At 46.9% G+C, this 19,098-nt stretch carries 15 protein-coding genes; 6 read left to right on the forward strand and 9 right to left on the reverse strand.

All coding sequences use genetic code 11. The features are described 5' to 3' along the window. Window positions 1–33 precede the first annotated feature (33 nt). Entirely contained in the window at window positions 34–1,803 is a 1,770-nt protein-coding gene (locus tag C8D98_RS09865) for a sensor domain-containing diguanylate cyclase (protein ID WP_132873987.1), read from the forward strand. Here C8D98_RS09865 and C8D98_RS09870 read toward each other — a convergent pair. From C8D98_RS09870 to mtaB, 5 genes are all read right to left on the reverse strand, one after another. Continuing rightward, the gene (locus C8D98_RS09870) at window positions 1,800–2,342 is read right to left on the reverse strand and encodes a flavodoxin domain-containing protein (RefSeq protein ID WP_132873988.1); all 543 of its coding nucleotides are present in this window, start codon (window positions 2,340–2,342) and stop codon (window positions 1,800–1,802) included. The two genes, C8D98_RS09865 and C8D98_RS09870, sit on opposite strands and share 4 nt — an antisense overlap. Next, window positions 2,339–4,447 (reverse strand): sensor domain-containing diguanylate cyclase, encoded by a 2,109-nt coding sequence (locus C8D98_RS09875; protein ID WP_132873989.1) that lies wholly within the window; start codon window positions 4,445–4,447, stop codon window positions 2,339–2,341. Before C8D98_RS09875 ends, C8D98_RS09870 begins: the two co-directional genes overlap by 4 nt. A gap of 161 nt (window positions 4,448–4,608) precedes the next feature. Next, window positions 4,609–5,487 carry a phosphoribosylaminoimidazolesuccinocarboxamide synthase gene (locus C8D98_RS09880; RefSeq protein WP_132873990.1) on the reverse strand — a complete coding sequence of 293 codons (879 nt, stop codon included), beginning with the start codon at window positions 5,485–5,487 and terminating at the stop codon, window positions 4,609–4,611. 20 nt (window positions 5,488–5,507) lie between these two features. Beyond that, window positions 5,508–7,160, reverse strand: a complete 1,653-nt coding sequence (locus tag C8D98_RS09885; RefSeq protein WP_132873991.1) for an FAD-dependent oxidoreductase — start codon at window positions 7,158–7,160, stop codon at window positions 5,508–5,510. Next, on the reverse strand, window positions 7,150–8,424 hold the full coding sequence (mtaB, locus tag C8D98_RS09890; protein ID WP_132873992.1) for a tRNA (N(6)-L-threonylcarbamoyladenosine(37)-C(2))-methylthiotransferase MtaB: 1,275 nt from the start codon (window positions 8,422–8,424) through the stop codon (window positions 7,150–7,152). The genes C8D98_RS09885 and mtaB overlap by 11 nt, the downstream gene beginning before the upstream one ends. A 219-nt stretch (window positions 8,425–8,643) precedes the next feature. On the opposite strand from mtaB, the gene C8D98_RS09895 reads away from it, so the two are divergent. Genes C8D98_RS09895 through C8D98_RS09905 form a run of 3 tightly spaced genes read left to right on the forward strand, consistent with a single transcriptional unit; the run spans window position 8,644 to window position 13,155 of the window. Next, window positions 8,644–9,102: a flagellar basal body-associated FliL family protein gene (locus tag C8D98_RS09895; RefSeq protein ID WP_132873993.1), complete on the forward strand. Its 459-nt coding sequence runs from the start codon at window positions 8,644–8,646 to the stop codon at window positions 9,100–9,102. Window positions 9,103–9,155: 53 nt separating this feature from the next. After that, the gene (glnD, locus tag C8D98_RS09900) at window positions 9,156–11,735 is read left to right on the forward strand and encodes a [protein-PII] uridylyltransferase (RefSeq protein ID WP_132873994.1); all 2,580 of its coding nucleotides are present in this window, start codon (window positions 9,156–9,158) and stop codon (window positions 11,733–11,735) included. Continuing rightward, window positions 11,716–13,155, forward strand: coding sequence for a PAS domain S-box protein (locus C8D98_RS09905; protein WP_132873995.1), 1,440 nt, complete (start codon window positions 11,716–11,718; stop codon window positions 13,153–13,155). The genes glnD and C8D98_RS09905 overlap by 20 nt, the downstream gene beginning before the upstream one ends. A gap of 71 nt (window positions 13,156–13,226) precedes the next feature. On the opposite strand, the gene C8D98_RS09910 is transcribed toward C8D98_RS09905, so the two are convergent. Further along, window positions 13,227–13,982, reverse strand: a complete 756-nt coding sequence (locus tag C8D98_RS09910; protein ID WP_132873996.1) for a TerC family protein — start codon at window positions 13,980–13,982, stop codon at window positions 13,227–13,229. A gap of 246 nt (window positions 13,983–14,228) precedes the next feature. Between C8D98_RS09910 and C8D98_RS09915 the strand changes: the two genes are divergently transcribed. Both C8D98_RS09915 and C8D98_RS09920 read left to right on the forward strand, forming a co-directional pair. Then, a complete protein-coding gene (locus tag C8D98_RS09915) occupies window positions 14,229–14,786 on the forward strand; it encodes an ImmA/IrrE family metallo-endopeptidase (RefSeq protein WP_132873997.1) in 558 nt (185 codons plus the stop codon). Further along, window positions 14,780–16,111, forward strand: a complete 1,332-nt coding sequence (locus C8D98_RS09920; RefSeq protein WP_132873998.1) for a hypothetical protein — start codon at window positions 14,780–14,782, stop codon at window positions 16,109–16,111. The genes C8D98_RS09915 and C8D98_RS09920 overlap by 7 nt, the downstream gene beginning before the upstream one ends. Window positions 16,112–16,278: 167 nt before the next feature. On the opposite strand, the gene C8D98_RS09925 is transcribed toward C8D98_RS09920, so the two are convergent. From C8D98_RS09925 to C8D98_RS09935, 3 genes are read right to left on the reverse strand one after another with little or no spacing between them, the layout of a single operon-like run. Next, window positions 16,279–16,986 (reverse strand): succinate dehydrogenase iron-sulfur subunit, encoded by a 708-nt coding sequence (locus C8D98_RS09925; RefSeq protein ID WP_132873999.1) that lies wholly within the window; start codon window positions 16,984–16,986, stop codon window positions 16,279–16,281. Between the two features lie 15 nt (window positions 16,987–17,001). After that, a complete protein-coding gene (sdhA, locus tag C8D98_RS09930; RefSeq protein WP_132874000.1) occupies window positions 17,002–18,771 on the reverse strand; it encodes a succinate dehydrogenase flavoprotein subunit in 1,770 nt (589 codons plus the stop codon). Window positions 18,772–18,788: 17 nt separating this feature from the next. After that, window positions 18,789–19,094 carry a succinate dehydrogenase, hydrophobic membrane anchor protein gene (locus C8D98_RS09935; protein WP_132874001.1) on the reverse strand — a complete coding sequence of 102 codons (306 nt, stop codon included), beginning with the start codon at window positions 19,092–19,094 and terminating at the stop codon, window positions 18,789–18,791. Between the last annotated feature and the right edge of the window lie 4 nt (window positions 19,095–19,098).

Consider the following 19,098-nt stretch of genomic DNA (forward strand, 5'->3'; position numbering starts at 1 on the left):
ACATTTGTGGCAGAATATGTCACGGAATACGAAATGCAACTATACATAATATTTATTCTTATTTTTACAGCTGTTTTCCCCGCCTTTGCCGATGTTACGGCGAACGGCATAAGCGACAGAGACGACCGCACGGTCTATCTTTACACAGGCGACGCATCGGTCACCGACCCTTTTCAGCTTGATGCCGCCAGATTCAAACCAATGCCCGACCGCTTCTCTCTGGGCTATACCAGAGAGCCCCACTGGTTCAAAATATCTTTTAAATCAGAAACAGATACGCCCCTGAAAAGATTCGTTTCCCTTGAGGACGGATTCATGTTCGACAGGGTGGATTTCTATCAGATACGTGACGGGAAGCTGATAAAGGTCACCAACGACGGTGTATACGTTCCCGCAAAAGTTAAAGAAGAGTATTACCACGGAGCGGTAAGCCTTTTGACCGCAGAAGGAAAAGGAGTCACCGACATTTATGTCCGTGCCGAAACAAAGACCCCCTGCCTTATCAACCTGCGCATAGTGGATGAAACGGCTTTCAACCACTACAACAAGCTCCGCATGTTCTTTCTTTCGCTTCTCACAGGTTCAATGCTGGCCATAGCCTTCTATAACCTGTTCATATTTTTCAGTCTCCGCTCAAAGGAATACGTCTACTACTTCATATATGTCATCAGCGCACTGATCTTTATGCAGGCGCAGACGGGGTTCGTAGTCGATATGTACGGAATGTACGGCGACACCCGCACAAACCTTTTCATAAGCGTTTATCTGATGAGCGTCTTCCTTCTGCTGTTCACCCAGCAGGTTCTGGAAACGAAAAAGCACCTGCCGATGCTGCATAAGATATTCAACGCCGTCATAGTAATAGACGTGCTCGGCATTCTGGCGGCTCTGGTTCTGGGCATGAAGGAGACCCTTTTCCTCCAGACGCCGTTCGTAATGCTCACCTCTGTGGTAATGGCGGTTCTCAGCGTTGCGGCTATCATCAAACGCATCCACTCCGCATGGTATTACTTTATTGCGGTGGGCATATCCATAGTAACGATCTTCATCTCCTCCATGATGCTCATGGGCAGGATCGAATATACGATATTCACCCGAAACGCCTATTTCTTCGGCTGTGTGGCCGAGGCAGTTCTGCTTTCATGGCTGCTTTCATACCGTATAAACAGCCTTCGCAGCCAGACCATCGCCGCTCAGCAGGAACTTATCGACATGAAGGACAGGGCGAACAAACAGCTGGAATCACTTGTGTATGAGCGCACGAAAGAGCTGGAGGTCAAAAACGCCGAGCTTGAGAACCTTGCGGTGATGGATGAACTGACAGGACTTTACAACAGAAGGTTCCTGCTTGCAACCTACGACAAAAAGCTGAAAACCTGTGCAGACGAAGGCAAATATCTTGTGTTTATTCTTCTGGATGTGGATTTCTTCAAAAAATACAACGACCTTTACGGCCACCACAAGGGTGACGATGCCCTGAAAAAAGTATCAGGTATCCTTATCCACAGTTTCCGTCGCACCAGTGACCACGTTTTCCGCATCGGCGGGGAGGAGTTTGTAGTCCTCTGCACAGCTGACACACAGGAGGAGGCCTCAGAACTGGGCGAAACCCTCCGCAGAAACATTGAAGCTGCCGATATTGAACACAAAGAGGGAGTGGACGGAAAACTGACATGCTCCGTCGGTGTATATGCGGTGAACGATGCCGAAGTGAATTTCTCAACAGCCTACCGAATAGCCGATCAGGAGCTTTATGAATCCAAGAACGGCGGCAGGAACATGGTTTCCGTGTTCAAAGGCTAGCCGAGAGCGCCGAGTATCTCCTCTGCAAAATCCCAGCACTGCTTCTTGTCCATCATTGTTCTGGGGCTCATGCGCTGAGCTTTTTCAGCTTCGCTGAGAGCTATGGAATGATAGAACTTCTCCAGACGGTGAACATCGCCCTCCGAGAGCCTGCTGAACACCATCTCTCCGCCAAGGATCTTTCCGGCTATACACTTCTGTCCAAGCATTGCGCCGTATCGCTCCAGCATGATAGCTCCGCCGTAGGCATTGCCTTTGCGAAAGAATGTCTCCGTCCGCATGGCCACACCGAAAAGCGCAGTCTTTTTTGTCATGAGCAGATTGATGTTTTCAGCGATATACTGCTCGATGGACGGCAGAAATTTATGGGAATATATACCCGAACCCAAAAGGATGAGATCGCACCCGAAGCACATGGGGTTTGTCTCAACATCCGCACACTCGGCTTTAAAGCCTTCCAGAGCGAATCTTTCGGTTATCCATTCGGCAACTGTTTTCGTTGAGCCGTATTTTGAAGCATAAATCGTAATTACTTTCATTTTTCAACCCTGTTGCGGCCGCTCTGTTTCGCCCTATAGAGGGCATCGTCCGCTCTTTTTACCATATTATCCGTTCCGGCTTCGTCTATCTGCGCCACGCCGAAACTGCATGTCAGCTTGTCCACCTCAGGAAACTCAAACAGCTCCACCTTCCTGCGCAGTTTTGAGGCGAGGTTGAACGCACCATCAAGCTCGGTTCCGCAGCAGATGACAAGGAACTCTTCGCCTCCCCATCTTCCGAAGACGTCCGCTTCCCTGATGGATGATTTTATGAGTTTCGCCAGTGCCTTAAGTACTTCATCACCTGCCAGATGGCCATATGTGTCGTTCACCCTTTTGAAAAAGTCTATATCAAACACTATCAGGCTGTAAGGCTGTCCGAAACGCCTGAACCTTGCGAATTCGGTCAGAAGAACCTCGTCCAGCTTCATTCGGTTGAATATTCCGGTCAGTTTATCCGTCACCGAAATTATCTCTATCCGCTTCTTATCCGTAATATCCGCCGAAATGGACACGAATCCCGTTTTTATGCCGTTTTTAAACACCGGATGCAGCATGCTCTGAGTCCAGAATATGTCGCCGTATTTTGTAACACGCTTTATCTCGCCCTTCCAGACCTTTCCGGCATAGATGTTCTCCAGCAGACCGGAGCGCACCTCGCTGAGAGAATCGTCGTGGAAAAGCTCGAAAGCAGTCCTGCCCAGAAGCTCCCCCTCTTCGTATTCCGATATCCTGCAAAAGGCCCTGCTCACCGACTGGATAACCAGATTTATATCCATGCGCACCACAAGAACGTTGTCGTCAACTATGGCAATATACTCCTGAAGTCTGTCCTCCGCCTCAACCCTTTCGGTGATATCGGAGAAAGCGACCACCCCCATATCGTCAAAGACTGAATAGAGGAAAACTATCTCGCGTTTACTCCCGTCCTTACAGGTCACAGTGGCCTGAACAGGTGTCGCCTGTTCGCCGTTCAGCACCGAACGGGCATATTTTTTCCACCGCTCACGGGTGATCACACGATACTGCTCGTTGGGAAAAGCCAGAGTCCACCAGACCCCTTTATGGGCAAGATCCTCCAGATTATATCCGAAGGTTTCCAGAAATTTTTTGTTCAACGCAACGGGTCTGCCCGTTCTGCTGTTCAGGCTGAGGGGTATCGGCGAGACCTCGAAAAGCTGCCGCAGATATTTTTCGCTTCTGGCGAGTTTCTGCTGATATTCTGTTATGGCCGAAACATCCCGCACCGTCAGCATTATGCTTCCGTTTGGCAGAAGGATCAGGTTCATCTGAACGTTTATCTCCTGACCGCCCTTTTTAATAAGCCTGAGTTCGAACCTGTCGTAATACCCTGTGGTCAGAAGAACCTGAAGCATATCCTCGGCTTTTTCCCTGTCTTCGCTGTGTATAAGCCCGGTAAGGTTTCTGTCGCTCAGTTCGCTCCTGTTGCGTCCTGTGAGGTTTTCAAAGGCTACGTTCATATCCTTTATAGTCCCCTCAACATCCAGAATGGCTATGCCGTCTCTGGACTGGCGGAATATCATCTCACGCTCACGCTTTGCCTTTATGTTTTCGGTGACATCCTCTATTATACCTCTGACCCTGTCCACTGCGGAACCCTCGAACGAAGGCACTGCGGTGAACCGGATCAGCTTCTCTTTTCCGTCCGTTTCGAAATATATCCGTATCTTTTCGCCCTTCTCAATGCAGTTCTGCAACAGCCATGCGGAAACGGAATCACGCTCCTCCGGATCGACCTTTTTCAGAAAGGCATCCAGCCCGGTCTTCCCCGCCTTCTCAAGCCCCATGTGCTCGGCGGCAACATCCGACAGAAACAGCATGCCGTCGCCCCTGCTCCATTCGAAACTGCCTATCCTGCCGATGGATTCCGCAAGGGACACAATGGACACATGTTTCTGGTTTTCTTTTTCCAGCCGATATTTGAATATGACAATGAACACTGCTGTCAGAAGCAGTCCGTAGAGTGCAAGATGTTTAATATGGGCTCTGGGCTGGGTGTCGCCGGAAAGGGACATGACAATGACGCCTGCAAATATGATGATAACCGCAATGAGTGTCAGCATGCTGAAGCTGTACTTTTTCATATGCACCGATGTTAAGTTATTACTACAATTAGGCGTCTAACCTAATATATAGCACCCTTGCATATTTTTAGCACTATAAATTGCTTCCAGATTGTAAAAAATTTCCGAAGATAATTGAGGATAAAAAAAGCGGGTGTTTTTCCACACCCGCTTAAATATGCTTAGCTTTTAAGGATATCCGCTATTTTGCGGTAGATTGCCTCTGTTCCCCTGACTATGTCTTCGGGGAGTTCCGGTCCGGGGGCTGTTTTGCCCCAGTCCAGCGTTTCCAGATAGTTTCTGACATACTGCTTGTCCATGCCCTGCTGGGGTTTTCCTGCGGCATAGTCGGCCTTGCTCCAGAATCTGGATGAATCGGGTGTGAGTATCTCGTCGATAAGGATTATCTCACCGTTCAGCTCGCCGAACTCGAACTTTGTGTCGGCGATGATGATGCCTTTTTCAAGTGCGATGTCTCTGGCGGTTTCGTATATTTTTATGGTGTAGTCTTTCAGCCTCTGGGCTGTTTCAACACCCACTTTCTCTTTCATCTGCTCAAAGGAGATGTTCTCGTCGTGCTCTCCCACTTCCGCTTTTGATGCGGGAGTGAAAAGGGTTTCGGGAAAACACTCGGATTCCTGAAGACCTGAGGGCAGTTTGATTCCGCAGATCTCGCCTGTGGATTTATAGTCTTTCCAGCCGGAGCCTGTTATGTAGCCTCTGGCAACACATTCAACGGGATAAGGCTTGCATTTGTGAACCAGCATTGTTCTGCCTTCAAGGATATCCGCATACTGGCGGCATTCCTCGGGCATTTCGTTCACATCGGCGGTTATAAGGTGGTTCTTGATGATGTGTTTCGTCTTCTCAAACCAGAAAAGGGACAGCTCGGTAAGTATTTTTCCCTTGTTGGGAATGCCGTTGGGCATGATAACGTCGAAAGCTGAGATTCTGTCTGTCGTAACGATGAGCATTTTGTCGCCCATGTCGTAAATGTCTCTAACCTTGCCTCTGCCGAGGAGTTTCAGCCCTTTAAGGTCTGTGGAAAGAACTGTTTCCATTTTATTAAGCACCTCTGTTTTTAGGATATTTTCTTAACCCTGAAATAGGCCTCTATGCCGCCTGTTATGTTGAATGCCTCAAAACCGAGGTTGCGAAGCGTCCGCACGGCCAGATAGCCCCTGAACCCGACAGCACAATATACATAAACGGGGAGGCTTCTGTCAATTTTATCCGTACAGTTTCTTACATCATTCACAGAAATATTAACGGCACCCTCAATTGCATACGCCGCAAACTCAGGTGCGGAGCGTACATCCAGAATCTGAAGTTTTGCGCCGCTTCGAATTTTTTCGTATATAAACTCAGGGGTCACGGTGAAACCTGTGCTTCTGAGGCTGTTCGCCGCAACGAATCCAGCGATGTTCAGGTTGTCCTTTGCAGATGCAAACTGGGGAGCGTAGCAGAACTCAAGATGCTCAAGGTCGTAGACAGTGAGTCCGGAATAGATGGCCACCGCCGCCTCGTCCGCCCTCTTCTCCGTTCCCTCGGCTCCGCATGCGGAAAGCCCCAGCAGACGGCTTGTCTTTCTGTCAAAAACCGTCATCATGAATATATAGCCGTGGCCTGGATAATATGAAGTTGTGTTCACGTCCTCGGTGTAAACGTAGTCCGCATCGAACCCCGCCGCCAGCGCCTGCTCGTATGTAAGTCCCGTCTGGGCGACAACAAAACCCTGAAAACCCAGAACGGATGAGCCTATCACGCCTTTGAATACCATATCTCCGCCCGCCATGTTGCATCCGGCGGTTCTTCCCTCACGGTTTGCAGGACCTGCCAGCGGCAGGAGCATCTTTTTTCCCGTAATGAGGTTGGTCTTCTCCGCAGCGTCCCCTGCGGCGTATATATCCTGTACACTGGTTTCCATCCGCTCGTTTGTGAGTATGCCGCCCTTCTCGCCTATCTGAACTCCCGCCGAAACGGCAAGCTCAACCTCCGGCCGCACACCTGTGCAGAGGATAACAAAATCAGCCTGAACAGTCTGTCCGTCGGAAAGCTCCGCCTCTATTCTTTCTGCTTTTCTGAGGCTTCTGACAAATCTTTTCGTGACGACGGTACAGCCGGACTCCTCCATCTTCTCACGGAGGTTCACGGCTATTATTTTAGGCAGGTTGGGCATTATCTCGTCTGCGGCTTCCGCAACAACAGGCTTTATCCCGCAGTGAAGCATCGCCTCCGCAGTCTCAACGCCTATGAAACCGCCGCCTATGATGAGGGCTGTCTGCGGTCTGTTCTTCTCTATGAAATCCTTTATGCCGTCAGCGTCCTCCACCGTGCGCATGGTGAAACAGGGCACGCTGTCCAGCCCGTCTATCTTCGGGATGAAAGTTTTCGCTCCGGTGGCTATCAGAAGTTTGTCATAAGGTTTTTCGGTGATCTTTCCGCCTGAACTGAATGTGACCCTCTTTGATTTCGGGTCTATGTTGACGGCTTCGGTTCCGGTCAGCACTTCTGCATTGAACCTCTGCCCGAATGACTGTCTGGTGTGGAGCAGGATGTCGCTTCTGCTTTCAATGACACCGCCGGTGTAATACGGCAGTCCGCAGTTTGCGAACGAGATGTACCGGCTCTTTTCGGCCATGGTTATGGAGACGTCCTCGCTGGTGCGTCTCGCTTTTGCGGCGGCTGTGGCTCCCGCCGCAACGCCGCCGATGATTACTATTCTATTGTTCATACCCTATTATCTCCGCTTCCAGTATATTGTCATTTCTGACTATATTAATATATACATCCAGAAGCAGATTTTGTTCAACACCTTTCGGGAACGCCACCGTAAAAAAGTTGTCGGTAAGTCCGGTGTTGTCGTTCTGAGTGAGCACCCTGAGCCGCTTTCCGATCATTCTTTCGGCTGAGGCACGTTTCATCTCAGCCGCAAGCTCACGCAGTGCCTTTGCCCTTGCAGACTTGGTCTTTGCGTCCACCTTGCCCTCCATTCTGCTGGCCTCTGTGCCGGAGCGGTCGGAATAGCTGAAAACGTGTATGTGGTCGATGCCCGCCCTGCGGACGGTATCCATTGTCTCGCTGAAGTTTTTGTCGGTCTCCGAGGGAAACCCGACTATGATGTCCGCACCGATGGTGCAGTCGGGAACAAGGCTTTTCAGCCTCCGCACACGCTCGATATAGTCCTCGGCGGTGTAGCTGCGCTTCATTCTGGCCAGAATCTCCGTAGAGCCGCTCTGAAGAGGGATATGGTAGTGTCTGCATATTCTGTCAGTATTCTGTGTCAGAAGCTCCACCATCTCGTCCGTCAGCTCGTTCGGTTCTATTGAGGTCAGGCGTATACGGCACCCTTCGGTTTCGCTGAGGATCTTTTTGATGAGTGTCACCAGATTTATCCCGCCCTCCAGATCAAGCCCGTACTTGCCCACATGGATACCCACGGGGACTATTTCTTTGTGACCGCTGGCAACAAGCCTTTTGACCTCCGCAACCACTGAATCCATATCTCTGCTGGAAGGTTTCCCACGCAGAGCCGGAATTATGCAGTAGGCGCAGAAGCTGTCACATCCGTCCTGAATCTTTACAAACGCACGGGTACGGGTTGACATTTTCGAATTTTCCGCCAGAACAAATTCGTGAGGCTCTGAAATACTCTTCAGGAAATCGGTATTTTCAGAAATATAACGCAGAATATCCATTTTTCCGGAGTTGGTAACCACAATATCTGCGCCTATATCTTTAAGTTTCTCTTTATCTTTCTCCGCCGCACAGCCTGTTGCGGCGATAATTACATCGGGTTTGTCATTTTTCAGTTTTTTTATGAGATTACGGAACTTTTTCTCTGCATTCTCCGTTACTGCACAGCTGTTTAAAATAACCAGTCCGGCCTCTTCAGGAGCGGCTACGTGAGTAAATCCGCAGGCTTCGGCATTATTCACAATATTCTCACTTTCGACTTGATTTACTTTACAGCCGAAGGTATAAACATAGATATTCATGTATTTCTGTGTATTCCCCTGTAGGTTTATGATAAAAAGAGCACTTTCTCGTTTAATGTGAAGGTGCTTTTTCCTTTTTCTGCAATATAACGGTTTTCATTCAAATGTATAGTGCTATATTAGTATCCAGACCTAAAACGGCAGATGGTCTGAAAATTCCATCAGCCTTATGCTATTCTTTATTATGACGTTATTATTTCTATCAGCCCGGAGATTTTTATGAAAAAAGCAGTTCAGATAGTATTATTTCTGATTTTCATCGTCCTTGTAGCGATCATTGTTTATCTCATGAGCGGAAATCTGTCGCTCAAGATAGGTGCCGTCGGTTCAAAAAAGAATGCCTTTGAGGACTATAAGGTTCAGGTTTTCAGCGGCAACGGAATGCACCGTGTTGAGATGAGAGACCTTGTCACCAGCACAGGATCAGGCAAACAGCAGTATTACAGATACGATATCATGTTCGAAATGGCCGACAAGGGCAGTACAAAGGTGATTCAGAACCAAAGGGATCAGGTTGCGGCGATAATAAACTCTGTCATGTCGACTTTTCCGCCGGAGGAGCTGACCACAGAAGCCCAGCGTCTGCGTGTTAAAAGACTGATAGCTGATAAGGTTCAGGAATTTTACCCTGATATTCAAATTAAGGATTTGTATTTTACAAATTATGTATATAATTAGTGGTTATCCGGTGAGATAACCTGAATAAAGTGCTGTTTGAGAGAAGGTTATAAATGTGCGACTCACAGACTATCAAGAAATTCTATAAAGAGACATGGGAGAAGATAAAAAAGAACCGTTTCTCCTATTCCACATCATGGCAGCTGAGCCAGAGGCTCACCGAGCTTGCCGATGAGATTGTCATTAAAACCTGTCAGGCGGCGGGAGAAACAGACGGTATAGCAGTTCTGGCTCTGGGCGGTTTTGCCCGTGAGCAGATGGCTCCCTTTTCCGATATAGATATCCTTATCCTCCACAAAGGGCGGATGAACAAGAACTATGAGAGGTTCATCAGCGAGTTCACCACTTTCATGTGGGATATCGGCGTTAACCCAGGCATACAGGTCAAGGAGATAAAAGAGGTCACCAAGGCCGCACTGGAGGACGAGGTCGTCCGCACATCGTTCATAGACAACCGGTTCCTCTTCGGCACACGAAAGGTCTATGACGCTTTCCTCAAAATCATCAACGAAAAAGTGATGGAGAAGGGTAAATACGAGTTTCTGCTCATGAAGATAGACGGAGTGCGCACCCGCAACAGCAAATTCCGTGACTCCATCTTCCGTCTTCAGCCCAACATAAAAGAGGGCAACGGCGGCATGAGGGACATAAACACCATCTACTGGATATGCAAGATTCTCTATAAAACAAAAAGCCTCCACGAAACTGTAAAACACAACATTCTGACCCCTTCGGAATATCAGAAACTTATAGAAAACGCCGAGTTCATGTTCCGTGTGCGCAACGAGCTGCACTACTACCACAACAGAAAATACGATGTGATGAGCCTTGAGGCTCAGATGGAGATAGCCAAAAACCTTGGCTACACTGCGACATCAAGCATCCAGAGCGTCGAGATTTTCATGCGGGACTACTACATAATGGCGAAAACCACAGCGGAGATAACTCAGAAGGTCATCAACCGCACACTGGCAGAGCTTTCCCAGAGACGCTTTCAGAAAAAAGTGTTCTCGCTCAAGCTCTCCGACGGATTCGTCCAGTATGCCAACACAATCACCGTTGAAAGTAAGAATATATTTGACGAGAACCCCAGAAAACTCATTTCAGTGTTCACCTATGCCGCCTCAAAAGGGCTTAAACTGGCTGATTCCACAATAGACCTGATAAAAGAGAAAACATATCTCATCGATGCCGAGTTCAACCAGCAGTACGGAATGCTGTTTTTAAAAGCTATATCCGCCTTTCCGGATTCCAGCCGTATCTCATCAAACATGGCGAAATGCGGTGTGCTTCAGGCCATCATCCCTGAGTTTGAATACATAATCTGCCGTGCCCAGTTCGACTATTATCACCACTACACAGTGGACGAACATACATACCTCGCCCTGAGCTATCTTGACAAGCTGACAGGCTCCCTTCCGCCCCATCTGGAACGCTATCAGATGGCCTTTAACAGGCTCAAAAGAAAAGACCTGCTGGCGCTCACCGTCCTTCTGCACGACATAGGCAAGGGGCAGGGCAAGAACCACAGCATTGTGGGCGCACAGATGGCACGCTCAATCTGCAAGTTCCTCGGAATGGGACTTGAGGACACGAACACAGTTTGCAGCATGGTCGAGCACCACCTGCTGATGAGCCATATCGCCCAGAGGCGTGACCTGCACAGCATCGACGTTATAAAGCACTTCGTAAGCTATCTGAACAACCAGCAGGATCTGGATATTCTGTTCCTGCTCACTTATGCCGACATGAACGCTGTCGGCGGGGCGGCCTTTAACGAGTGGAAGAACAGCCTGCTGAAAGAGCTTCATGAAAAGGCCGAACAGGCTCTGAACAACGAAGACCTCGTTCAGGAATACAACGCCGTGGTCGAACTGCGCAGAGAGAAGCTGGAGGAACGCTGCAAGCTGACCCCCGAAATCTTCGAAGCGTCAAAAATGCTGGAAGACGAGTTCATCTATGCAAACAAGGTCGGACAGATACTCAGCTATCTGTCTATGGCACTTAAGATAAACGATAACAACCGCATCCTCGTCGAGCTGGATTCCAGAGATGAACTGGACACCATGCAGGTGATAGTCTGCACCTACGACCACGTGGGCCTTCTGCGCAAAATATGCGGCGCACTGGCATCGCTGGGCTACAACATCAAATGGGCGCAGATCTATACAATGCACAACGACATCACCATCGACAACATCCTTGTGGACAACCCGTTCGCAGGATCAAAAATCCCCGAATCCAAAAAGGAACTGCTCATAAACCGCATAATCGCAACCATTAACGGCGAAACCGACATAGAAAAAATGCTGGAAAAGTCGTCCAGCTCTATTCTTGTCCAGCCGAAACTGGTTAGCAAAAAAGAGAAAATCATATTCGACAATCAGGTGTCTTCGCAGTACACTGTAATAGACATATATGCGCAGGACAGACTGGGACTGCTTTACAGTATTCTGGGCGTGTTTAACCGCATGGGGCTGAACGTTGACAAGGCAAAAATATCCACAGATGTTGACAGGGTCGTCGACTCATTCTACATAACCGACACCGACGGAAAGAAACTGACGGACACGGCACTGCTCGACAACATTAAAAAGGAGCTTCTGAGAGAAATTGAAAGCCGCAATATATAAGAGGCTGGCAAATTTTCGAGAACTGAGCGCAGAGCTTGAGAACTGTTTCCAGATTGCCGGTTCACCCGATGATGCCGACATCATCATAACCGACAATACGGATTTCATCAGGGAGAACAAGCTAAATATCATCATATCCGAACTTACGCCCGAAAATCATATAAGCATTAATCCAAAGATCCCAACGGCTTGCATGCTGAAGGACATTCAGTTGGCTGTCAAAACGTACTCCATATCCCCCAGAATAGACCGCATCAGCTTTCTGCAGGAGCAGAACGCCCTGCTGTCTGAGGCGAACAAGGGACTGGTGGAACTTTACAACCTGATAGACAACAAAAACCACCAGATCGAGTTTCTGAAGAACAAACTGGAGAACATCATAAACTCAGCAGGAGAGAGTATTGTAGAGCTGAACGAAGAACTCTCCATCACCTATGCCAACCTGAAATTCTCCGACACAACAGGCTACGGCAGAAACAACTCTGTGGGCAAAAACTTTTTCAACATGGTGCACCCGCAGGACAGCGACAGCTTTAAGAACTCCCTCGCTCTGGCGGCATCGGAAAAAACAGCCAACCTCCAGATGCGCCTCAGAGTCGATAACGGGGCATTCATAACCATCAATGCATACGTCACGATGGTAAAAAATACCCTGCCCCATTACGAGATAATATTTGAAGATATCAGCAAGAAACTGCTTATCGAACAGCATATGAAAAAACTGGAGGAGAAGGCCATCGTCGCCGGATTCTCAAGGCACCTCTCCCACAACATCCTGAACGCCCTTACGGTTGCCGCAGGCTTTCTGCGCAAACTCCGCACGGAATCCGCCCTGAACGAACAGCAGGAGCAGAAATGGAACGTTGTGGAGCATAAATGCAGGCTTATCGAAGAGATAGTCACAGGATACAACGATTACACCAACGCAATATCAATGCGACCGGATGAGGATTTCGACATCTCGGAGTTTTTGAAGGCGGCGTTCATCGAGATTCGGGACAAGAGCTTTTCGAAGAACTTTTCAGCCTTCCTCTACAACTTTTTAGATCAGTACACCATGACCGCCGAGTTCGGCGAGACCCGACCACGAATAGTTCCCGGCAGCCGCATGTTTCTAAAAATGGCCGCCTGCTACATCATAAAAGATTCCATCCGCTTCTTCGACGAATATGTTCCGCTGAAATTCCATATTTCGGCAGAGGACATAAACGGTAAATTCACCATCAACATACGGCTCCACGATGTCGACGTTGACACAAATATAATCAATACCATGCTCCAGCCATGGAACCATCAGGTTCTCTCCCAGAGCTTCGACTACTGGGGCATTGTCATATCGAACGTTATAGTGGAAAAACACGGCGGCAGCATGCACCTGACCAAGGATGCGGAAGGATTGAGCTTTATCATCGAGTTCTAAGAGAGACTGCGCACCACGCTCAGGCATATCAGCACCGAGCGCAGTGACGCAGCGACCTCATTATTTAATTCTTAACAGTTGTCTTTCGAAACAGCAGGCGCACGCAGAAGCACACTCTTCTGATGCTTTTTCCTCACTTTCGTATTGAGAGCCTCAACAATAAGCGAGAAGCTGATTGCGAAATACAGATATCCTTTGGGGATGTGGAACTGCAGACCCTCGCCCACCAGGCTCATACCTATGAGCATGAGGAAGCTGAGAGCAAGCATCTTGAAAGTGGGGTGTTTTTCGATAAATTCCGCAATGCGTTTGCTGGTGAGCAGCATAACGAGGACGGATATGATGATAACAGCCACCATCATTGAAACGTATTGAACCATACCCACGGCGGTTATGACCGAGTCCACAGAGAACACAAGGTCGAGCATGAGTATCTGGAAAATGATGCCGGCAACGTTAGCCGTAATACTGACCTCTTTTTCCTGTGAACTGCAATCCTCCACAGAGTGGTGGATCTCCATTGTACTTTTTGCGATAAGGAAAAGACCACCCGCAACAAGGATTATGTCTTTCCATGATATAGCTTTTTCAAAAGCGGTAAACACAGGTTCCGTAAGGCTTATCACCCACGAAATACCCATCACAAGCAGAATACGCATTATCATCGCAAGGGATATACCCAGCTTGCGCACTTTTTCCCTTTTTTCCAGAGGGAGTTTGTTTGTCAGAACGCTGATGAAGATGATGTTGTCGATACCAAGAACGATTTCAAGGAGCAGAAGAACCGCAAACGCGAACCATTGAGAAGGATCGGCAAGCCATTCCATATAGTTTTCACCTCAGTGTAGTTTTGTGGAGCGGATTATACATGATTCCACGCATAAATCCACAGGAACTAATTATGGAGAGATTATGGAGAAAAAAGTTCAGTTGGGAAATAATAGGTAGTTACACTAACTGTCATAGCAAATATATCAAATTATATAGCAATATTTTCCCATATAAATGGCAAATAATTTGCTTCTATATACATAATATAATTTTTAGTTTATAATATGGCATGGAGTTTATAAATGAATAATATGGCAAGAGAAGCAATTGGTAATCTAACAACCTATTTATTAGATTACTACTACAATGGAAAAATTAGCTTTCCTCTTAATATTGAAGAAATGATAATCAATAAACTTCAAGGAAGAATTGAACCTGATGCAACATTGGATATGTTTATAGATGCCAAGATTGTTAAATCATCAAGCAATAATAATCACAAGTTCACCATATTCATAAACCCAAACTTACCGCAGACAAGGAAAAACTTTACACTAGCTCATGAATTAGGGCACCTATTTCTCCATATGGGTTTTATGATAGATAACGCAAAGTGGGAAGCAGCCCCAGAATATATAGATGGTGCGTTTGCAAGAAATCAGTATGACACTGGTGAAAATGAAAATCAGGCTCATGAATTTGCTGGTTCATTACTAATGCCAGCTGAACAGTATAAACAGTTTGTTAGAGACAATGCTATAAATAACCAAATTGATGTTCAAGGTATTGCTAATTACTTTGGTGTGTCATACGATGCCGCATTAGTAAGAGGAAAATGGCTAGGAGTTTTTAATTGGTAAATAATACGAGTTTCAATCCGCCAGATACAAGTTTTCTTGAAACATCTGCTAATGAAGGAACATTATTTTTTCTATCTTTTGATTTGGTAAACTCAACTGAGTATAAAAATAGGTTCGCACAAGGATGGGTTAATAAAATCACTGAATTCTATTCTGGCTGCATAAACGGAGTTTCTAAACAGTTAGCAGAGAATTCTTGGCGTGAATGGAAAAAAAATGGTGACGAAGTCCTATTTTATTTCAAAATAGAATCCGATTTTGACCTTTACAAAACCATTCCTAAAATAGCTCAAATACTAAAAGAAATTATATCCATGGTTCAAAAAGGTGATGGAGCAGGCATCTTAAGCGTTAAAGCAACAATTTGGTCCGCTTTTGTTACAACAAAAAAAGAATATGTTGACAACTCAAATTTAGCTATCATTGACAAGAACACTGAAAACATGGATTTTATTGGACCAGATATAGATTTTGGATTTAGAATAGCAAAAGAAAATGCGCCAGGGATTATATGTATTGATCCTAAAATTTTGGCAATGTTTGAAGATATTCCAGCAACAGTTGGATTTCATGTTGTCGATTTCGTACAGGTCAAGGGGGTTTGGAATGGTAGGTATGTTCCTGTAGTTTGGTATCATGAAGATATTAAAACTCCTCAAAAAATATTTGAATTTGATGAATCAAAAAGAAACCACCTTGTCAAAACACTTTTTGAAACTGTCTTGAATTCTACTCAAGTTAGCATGAAACAAGTTATAAAAGACGTCAACATTAAGACTAAACTTGATAAAATTTCAAATAATCTGCAAAAATTTGAAATCCCTGGTTATAAAGACAATAGCAATATAAGAAACGTTGCTATTGATAGAATTTCTGAAACTCATATTGTAGCTATTCTTTTCAATAAAGAATTGAATAAAGTTTTCTGTGCATTAAGAGCCAACGTAAAACCAAATTTTCCTAATCAATGGGAATTTGGTTGTACTCAGCTTATCGCTGGTAATCTTACAGTTACTGAACAATTGAAACAAGCATATAAAGATGAATTTAATTTAAATATAACTAGTTTTTTTGGCGACACTGAACACCCGTATGTCGTTGACAACTATAAATTTATAGATAGTACAACAAAAAGGTGGATTCCTGGTTTCCGCTACACAGGTATCGCAGAAGGGGATCCTTCTTTTAACCCAGCAAAACATTCAAAGTCAGAATGGATTCTTTTATCTGATATTGATACAATAGCACCTGTAACTGCAGTACCCAATTTCCATGATGGCATCAAAAAAGCACATCAATTATTGAGCAAAAGTGTCATTTCTTAATCATTCTTACTCTCACCAAAACTGGCATTTCAAGACTGACGAGAAAAAAAATAACGAGCATACGTATAAGTTTGTGAGCAGTTCCGAGCGAGAACTGACGCCGTAATGCGCCGCATATCAGTGCCGAAATAAAAAAGGCGGAGGTTAGATGCCTCCGCCTTTTTACTTTATACCTGCTGATCCAGCAGCATCTTCCTGATGTTCATTATCGCTTCTGTGGGGTTCAGCTCTTTCGGGCATGCCTCAACACAGTTGTAGATAGTGTGACATCTCCAGACGCCGTGTTTGTCGTTCAGGATAGGCAGACGCTCTTCCGCACCTTCGTCTCTTGAGTCGACAATATATCTCCATGCACGCAGAGCTGCGTTGGGTCCGAGATATTTTTTGTCTGACCAGAAAGAGGGGCAAGAGGATGAGCAGCATCCGCAAAGGATACACTCATACAGTCCGTCCAGTTTCTTTCTGTCTTCCGGTGACTGATAAATTTCTTTATCAGGGTTCGGAGACTTTCTGATGAGGTAGGGTTTAACAGTTATGAACTTGTTGAAGAAGTCATCGACATCGACAACAAGGTCTCTCATAACGTTCATACCGGGCAGGGGCTGAACAACGATGTGGTCAGCACCGAGATCCTCAACTTTTGTCATGCAAGAGAGCATGTTAACGCCGTTAACGTTGAGACCGTCAGAACCGCATACGCCTTCTCTGCAAGAGCGGCGGTATGTCAGTGTGGGATCCTGCTCCCATTTGATCTGGTTAAGAGCATCCAGCATAAGGTAGCCGGGTCTTCTCAGCTCAACCTTATATGTCTGGTAGTAAGGCTCTTTATCCTTATCAGGGTCGTATCTGAATATTTCAAATGTAACTGTATTCATATTTCCGTTCTCCCCTTAGTACACTCTAGCCTTAGGCGGGAAAGGCTCAACTGTGAGAGGTTTCATACGAACGTTTCTGTATTCAACTCTCGGAGTTTTGCCGTCTTCTTCCAGATACACTTCTGTGTGTTTAAGGAAGTTCACGTCGTCCCTGTCCGGATAGTCGTCACGGAAGTGACCGCCTCTGGACTCTTTTCTGAGGATTGCAGCCTGAGTACAAGCCTTAGCAACAAGGATCATGTTGTTAAGCTCAAGTGCCTCGATGAGGTCGAGGTTGTAGACGGATGACTTGTCGTTGACACGGTAGTCGTCCATTTTGGCTTCAAGCTCAAGAAGTGTAGAGTAGCACTCTTTCATGAGTTTTTCGGTTCTGAAAACGCTCATTTTCTTCTGCATAACGTCTGTCAGTTCGCCCCAGATCTCTCCGAAGGAGTATTTACCGTTGGCGTTTCCATATTTCTGCAGAGTTGCGAGGCCTTCAGAGCCTGCATTTTCAGCAAGGGGAACAAGGCTGTTTGCCGCAGCGTATTTAGCCGCCTGCTCACCTGCCGTACGTCCGAAGACAACGAGGTCGAGCAGAGAGTTTGTTCCGAGACGGTTTGCACCGTGAACGGAAGCTGAAGCGCACTCACCCGCAGCGAAGAATCCGGGAACGAATTCCTCTTTCTCCATGTTGCCTTTGATAACCTGAGTGAGGTAGCCTGTGGGGATACCGCCGTTCTGGTAGTGGGCAGTGGGAGTAACGGGGATGGGTTCTTTAGTACAGTCAACACCCGCAAACACGAGAGAAAGCTCGTGGATACCGGGGAGTTTTTCCATAATGTTAGCCGCACCGATGTGGTCGATCTTAAGGAGAACGTGGTCTTTTCTGGGGCCGACGCCTCTTCCGTCAAGAACCTCTCTCATCATTGAGCGTGAAACGATGTCTCTGGGTGCAAGGTCTTTGATGGTGGGAGCATATCTCTCCATGAAACGCTCGCCCTGAGCATTCAGAAGGATACCGCCCTCGCCTCTAACGCCTTCAGTGATAAGGTTTCCTGCGCCGTAGATGCCTGTGGGGTGATACTGGAAGAACTCAGCGTCGCACCATGAATAGCCTTTGCGCATTGCAAGGGCGAGACCGTCACCTGTGTTGATGTGTGCGTTTGAGTTTGTCTGGAAGATACGGCAGTTACCGCCTGTTGCGAAAACAACTGCTTTCGCATTGAAGACGTGGAGTTCGCCGTTCTGTATATCGTAGCAGAGAACGCCGTTCACTGCGCCATCGTTAACGAGCAGTTCCAGAGCGTAGAACTCGCTGTAGAAGTGAGTTCCCTGAGCCACTGATTTTTCATAAAGGGTCTGAAGCATAGCGTGGCCTGTACGGTCGGCCGCATAGCAGGCTCTTTTAACGGCTCTTTTTCCGAACTCTGCGGTGTGACCGCCGAAGGGACGCTGAGCGATTTTGCCTTCGGGAGTTCTGGAGAAGGGGAGACCGATGTGCTCCAGAGCGATGATCATTTCGGGAGCCTGTTTTGTCATGTATTCAGCGGCGTCCTGATCGCAAAGGTAGTCGGATCCTTTAACCGTGTCATACATGTGCCAGTGCCAGTGGTCCTCTTCGAGGTTGCCAAGGGCTGCGGATATACCGCCCTGTGCCGAAATAGTGTGGCTTCTTGTGGGGTAGACTTCGGAAACGACCGCAGTTTTGCAGTACTGAGAAGCAACCTGTGCTGCGTTCAGACCTGCGCCGCCCGCACCGACAACCACAACGTCAAACTTATGATATTCTATTTTTACTGACATACCCTATAACTCCTGTCTTATATTTTAACGGCAAGAATCACAAGAGCGATTCCCAGCAGCCAGTAGATGCCGTAGAGAACAGCTCTCCAGCCTGCGCAGGAAACGTAGTCATCAGTGATCATTTTGAAGCCGTTAAAAGTGTGGAATACGCCGAAAGCTGCGATGGGGCCTGTAACAACCTGCATCATACCTGCTTCGCCGCCTTTCAGCATGGAGAAAAAGTGTACGAACACAACGAGGATCAGGATTATGCCGGATACTCTCTGCATTATCCATCCGATGGTTCCTGCGTCGCTTGTTCCGTTATACTTATAGTGTCTCATTGAT

The sequence above is a fragment of the Seleniivibrio woodruffii genome, from assembly GCF_004339245.1.
Taxonomy (GTDB): Bacteria; Chrysiogenota; Deferribacteres; order Deferribacterales; family Geovibrionaceae; genus Seleniivibrio; species Seleniivibrio woodruffii.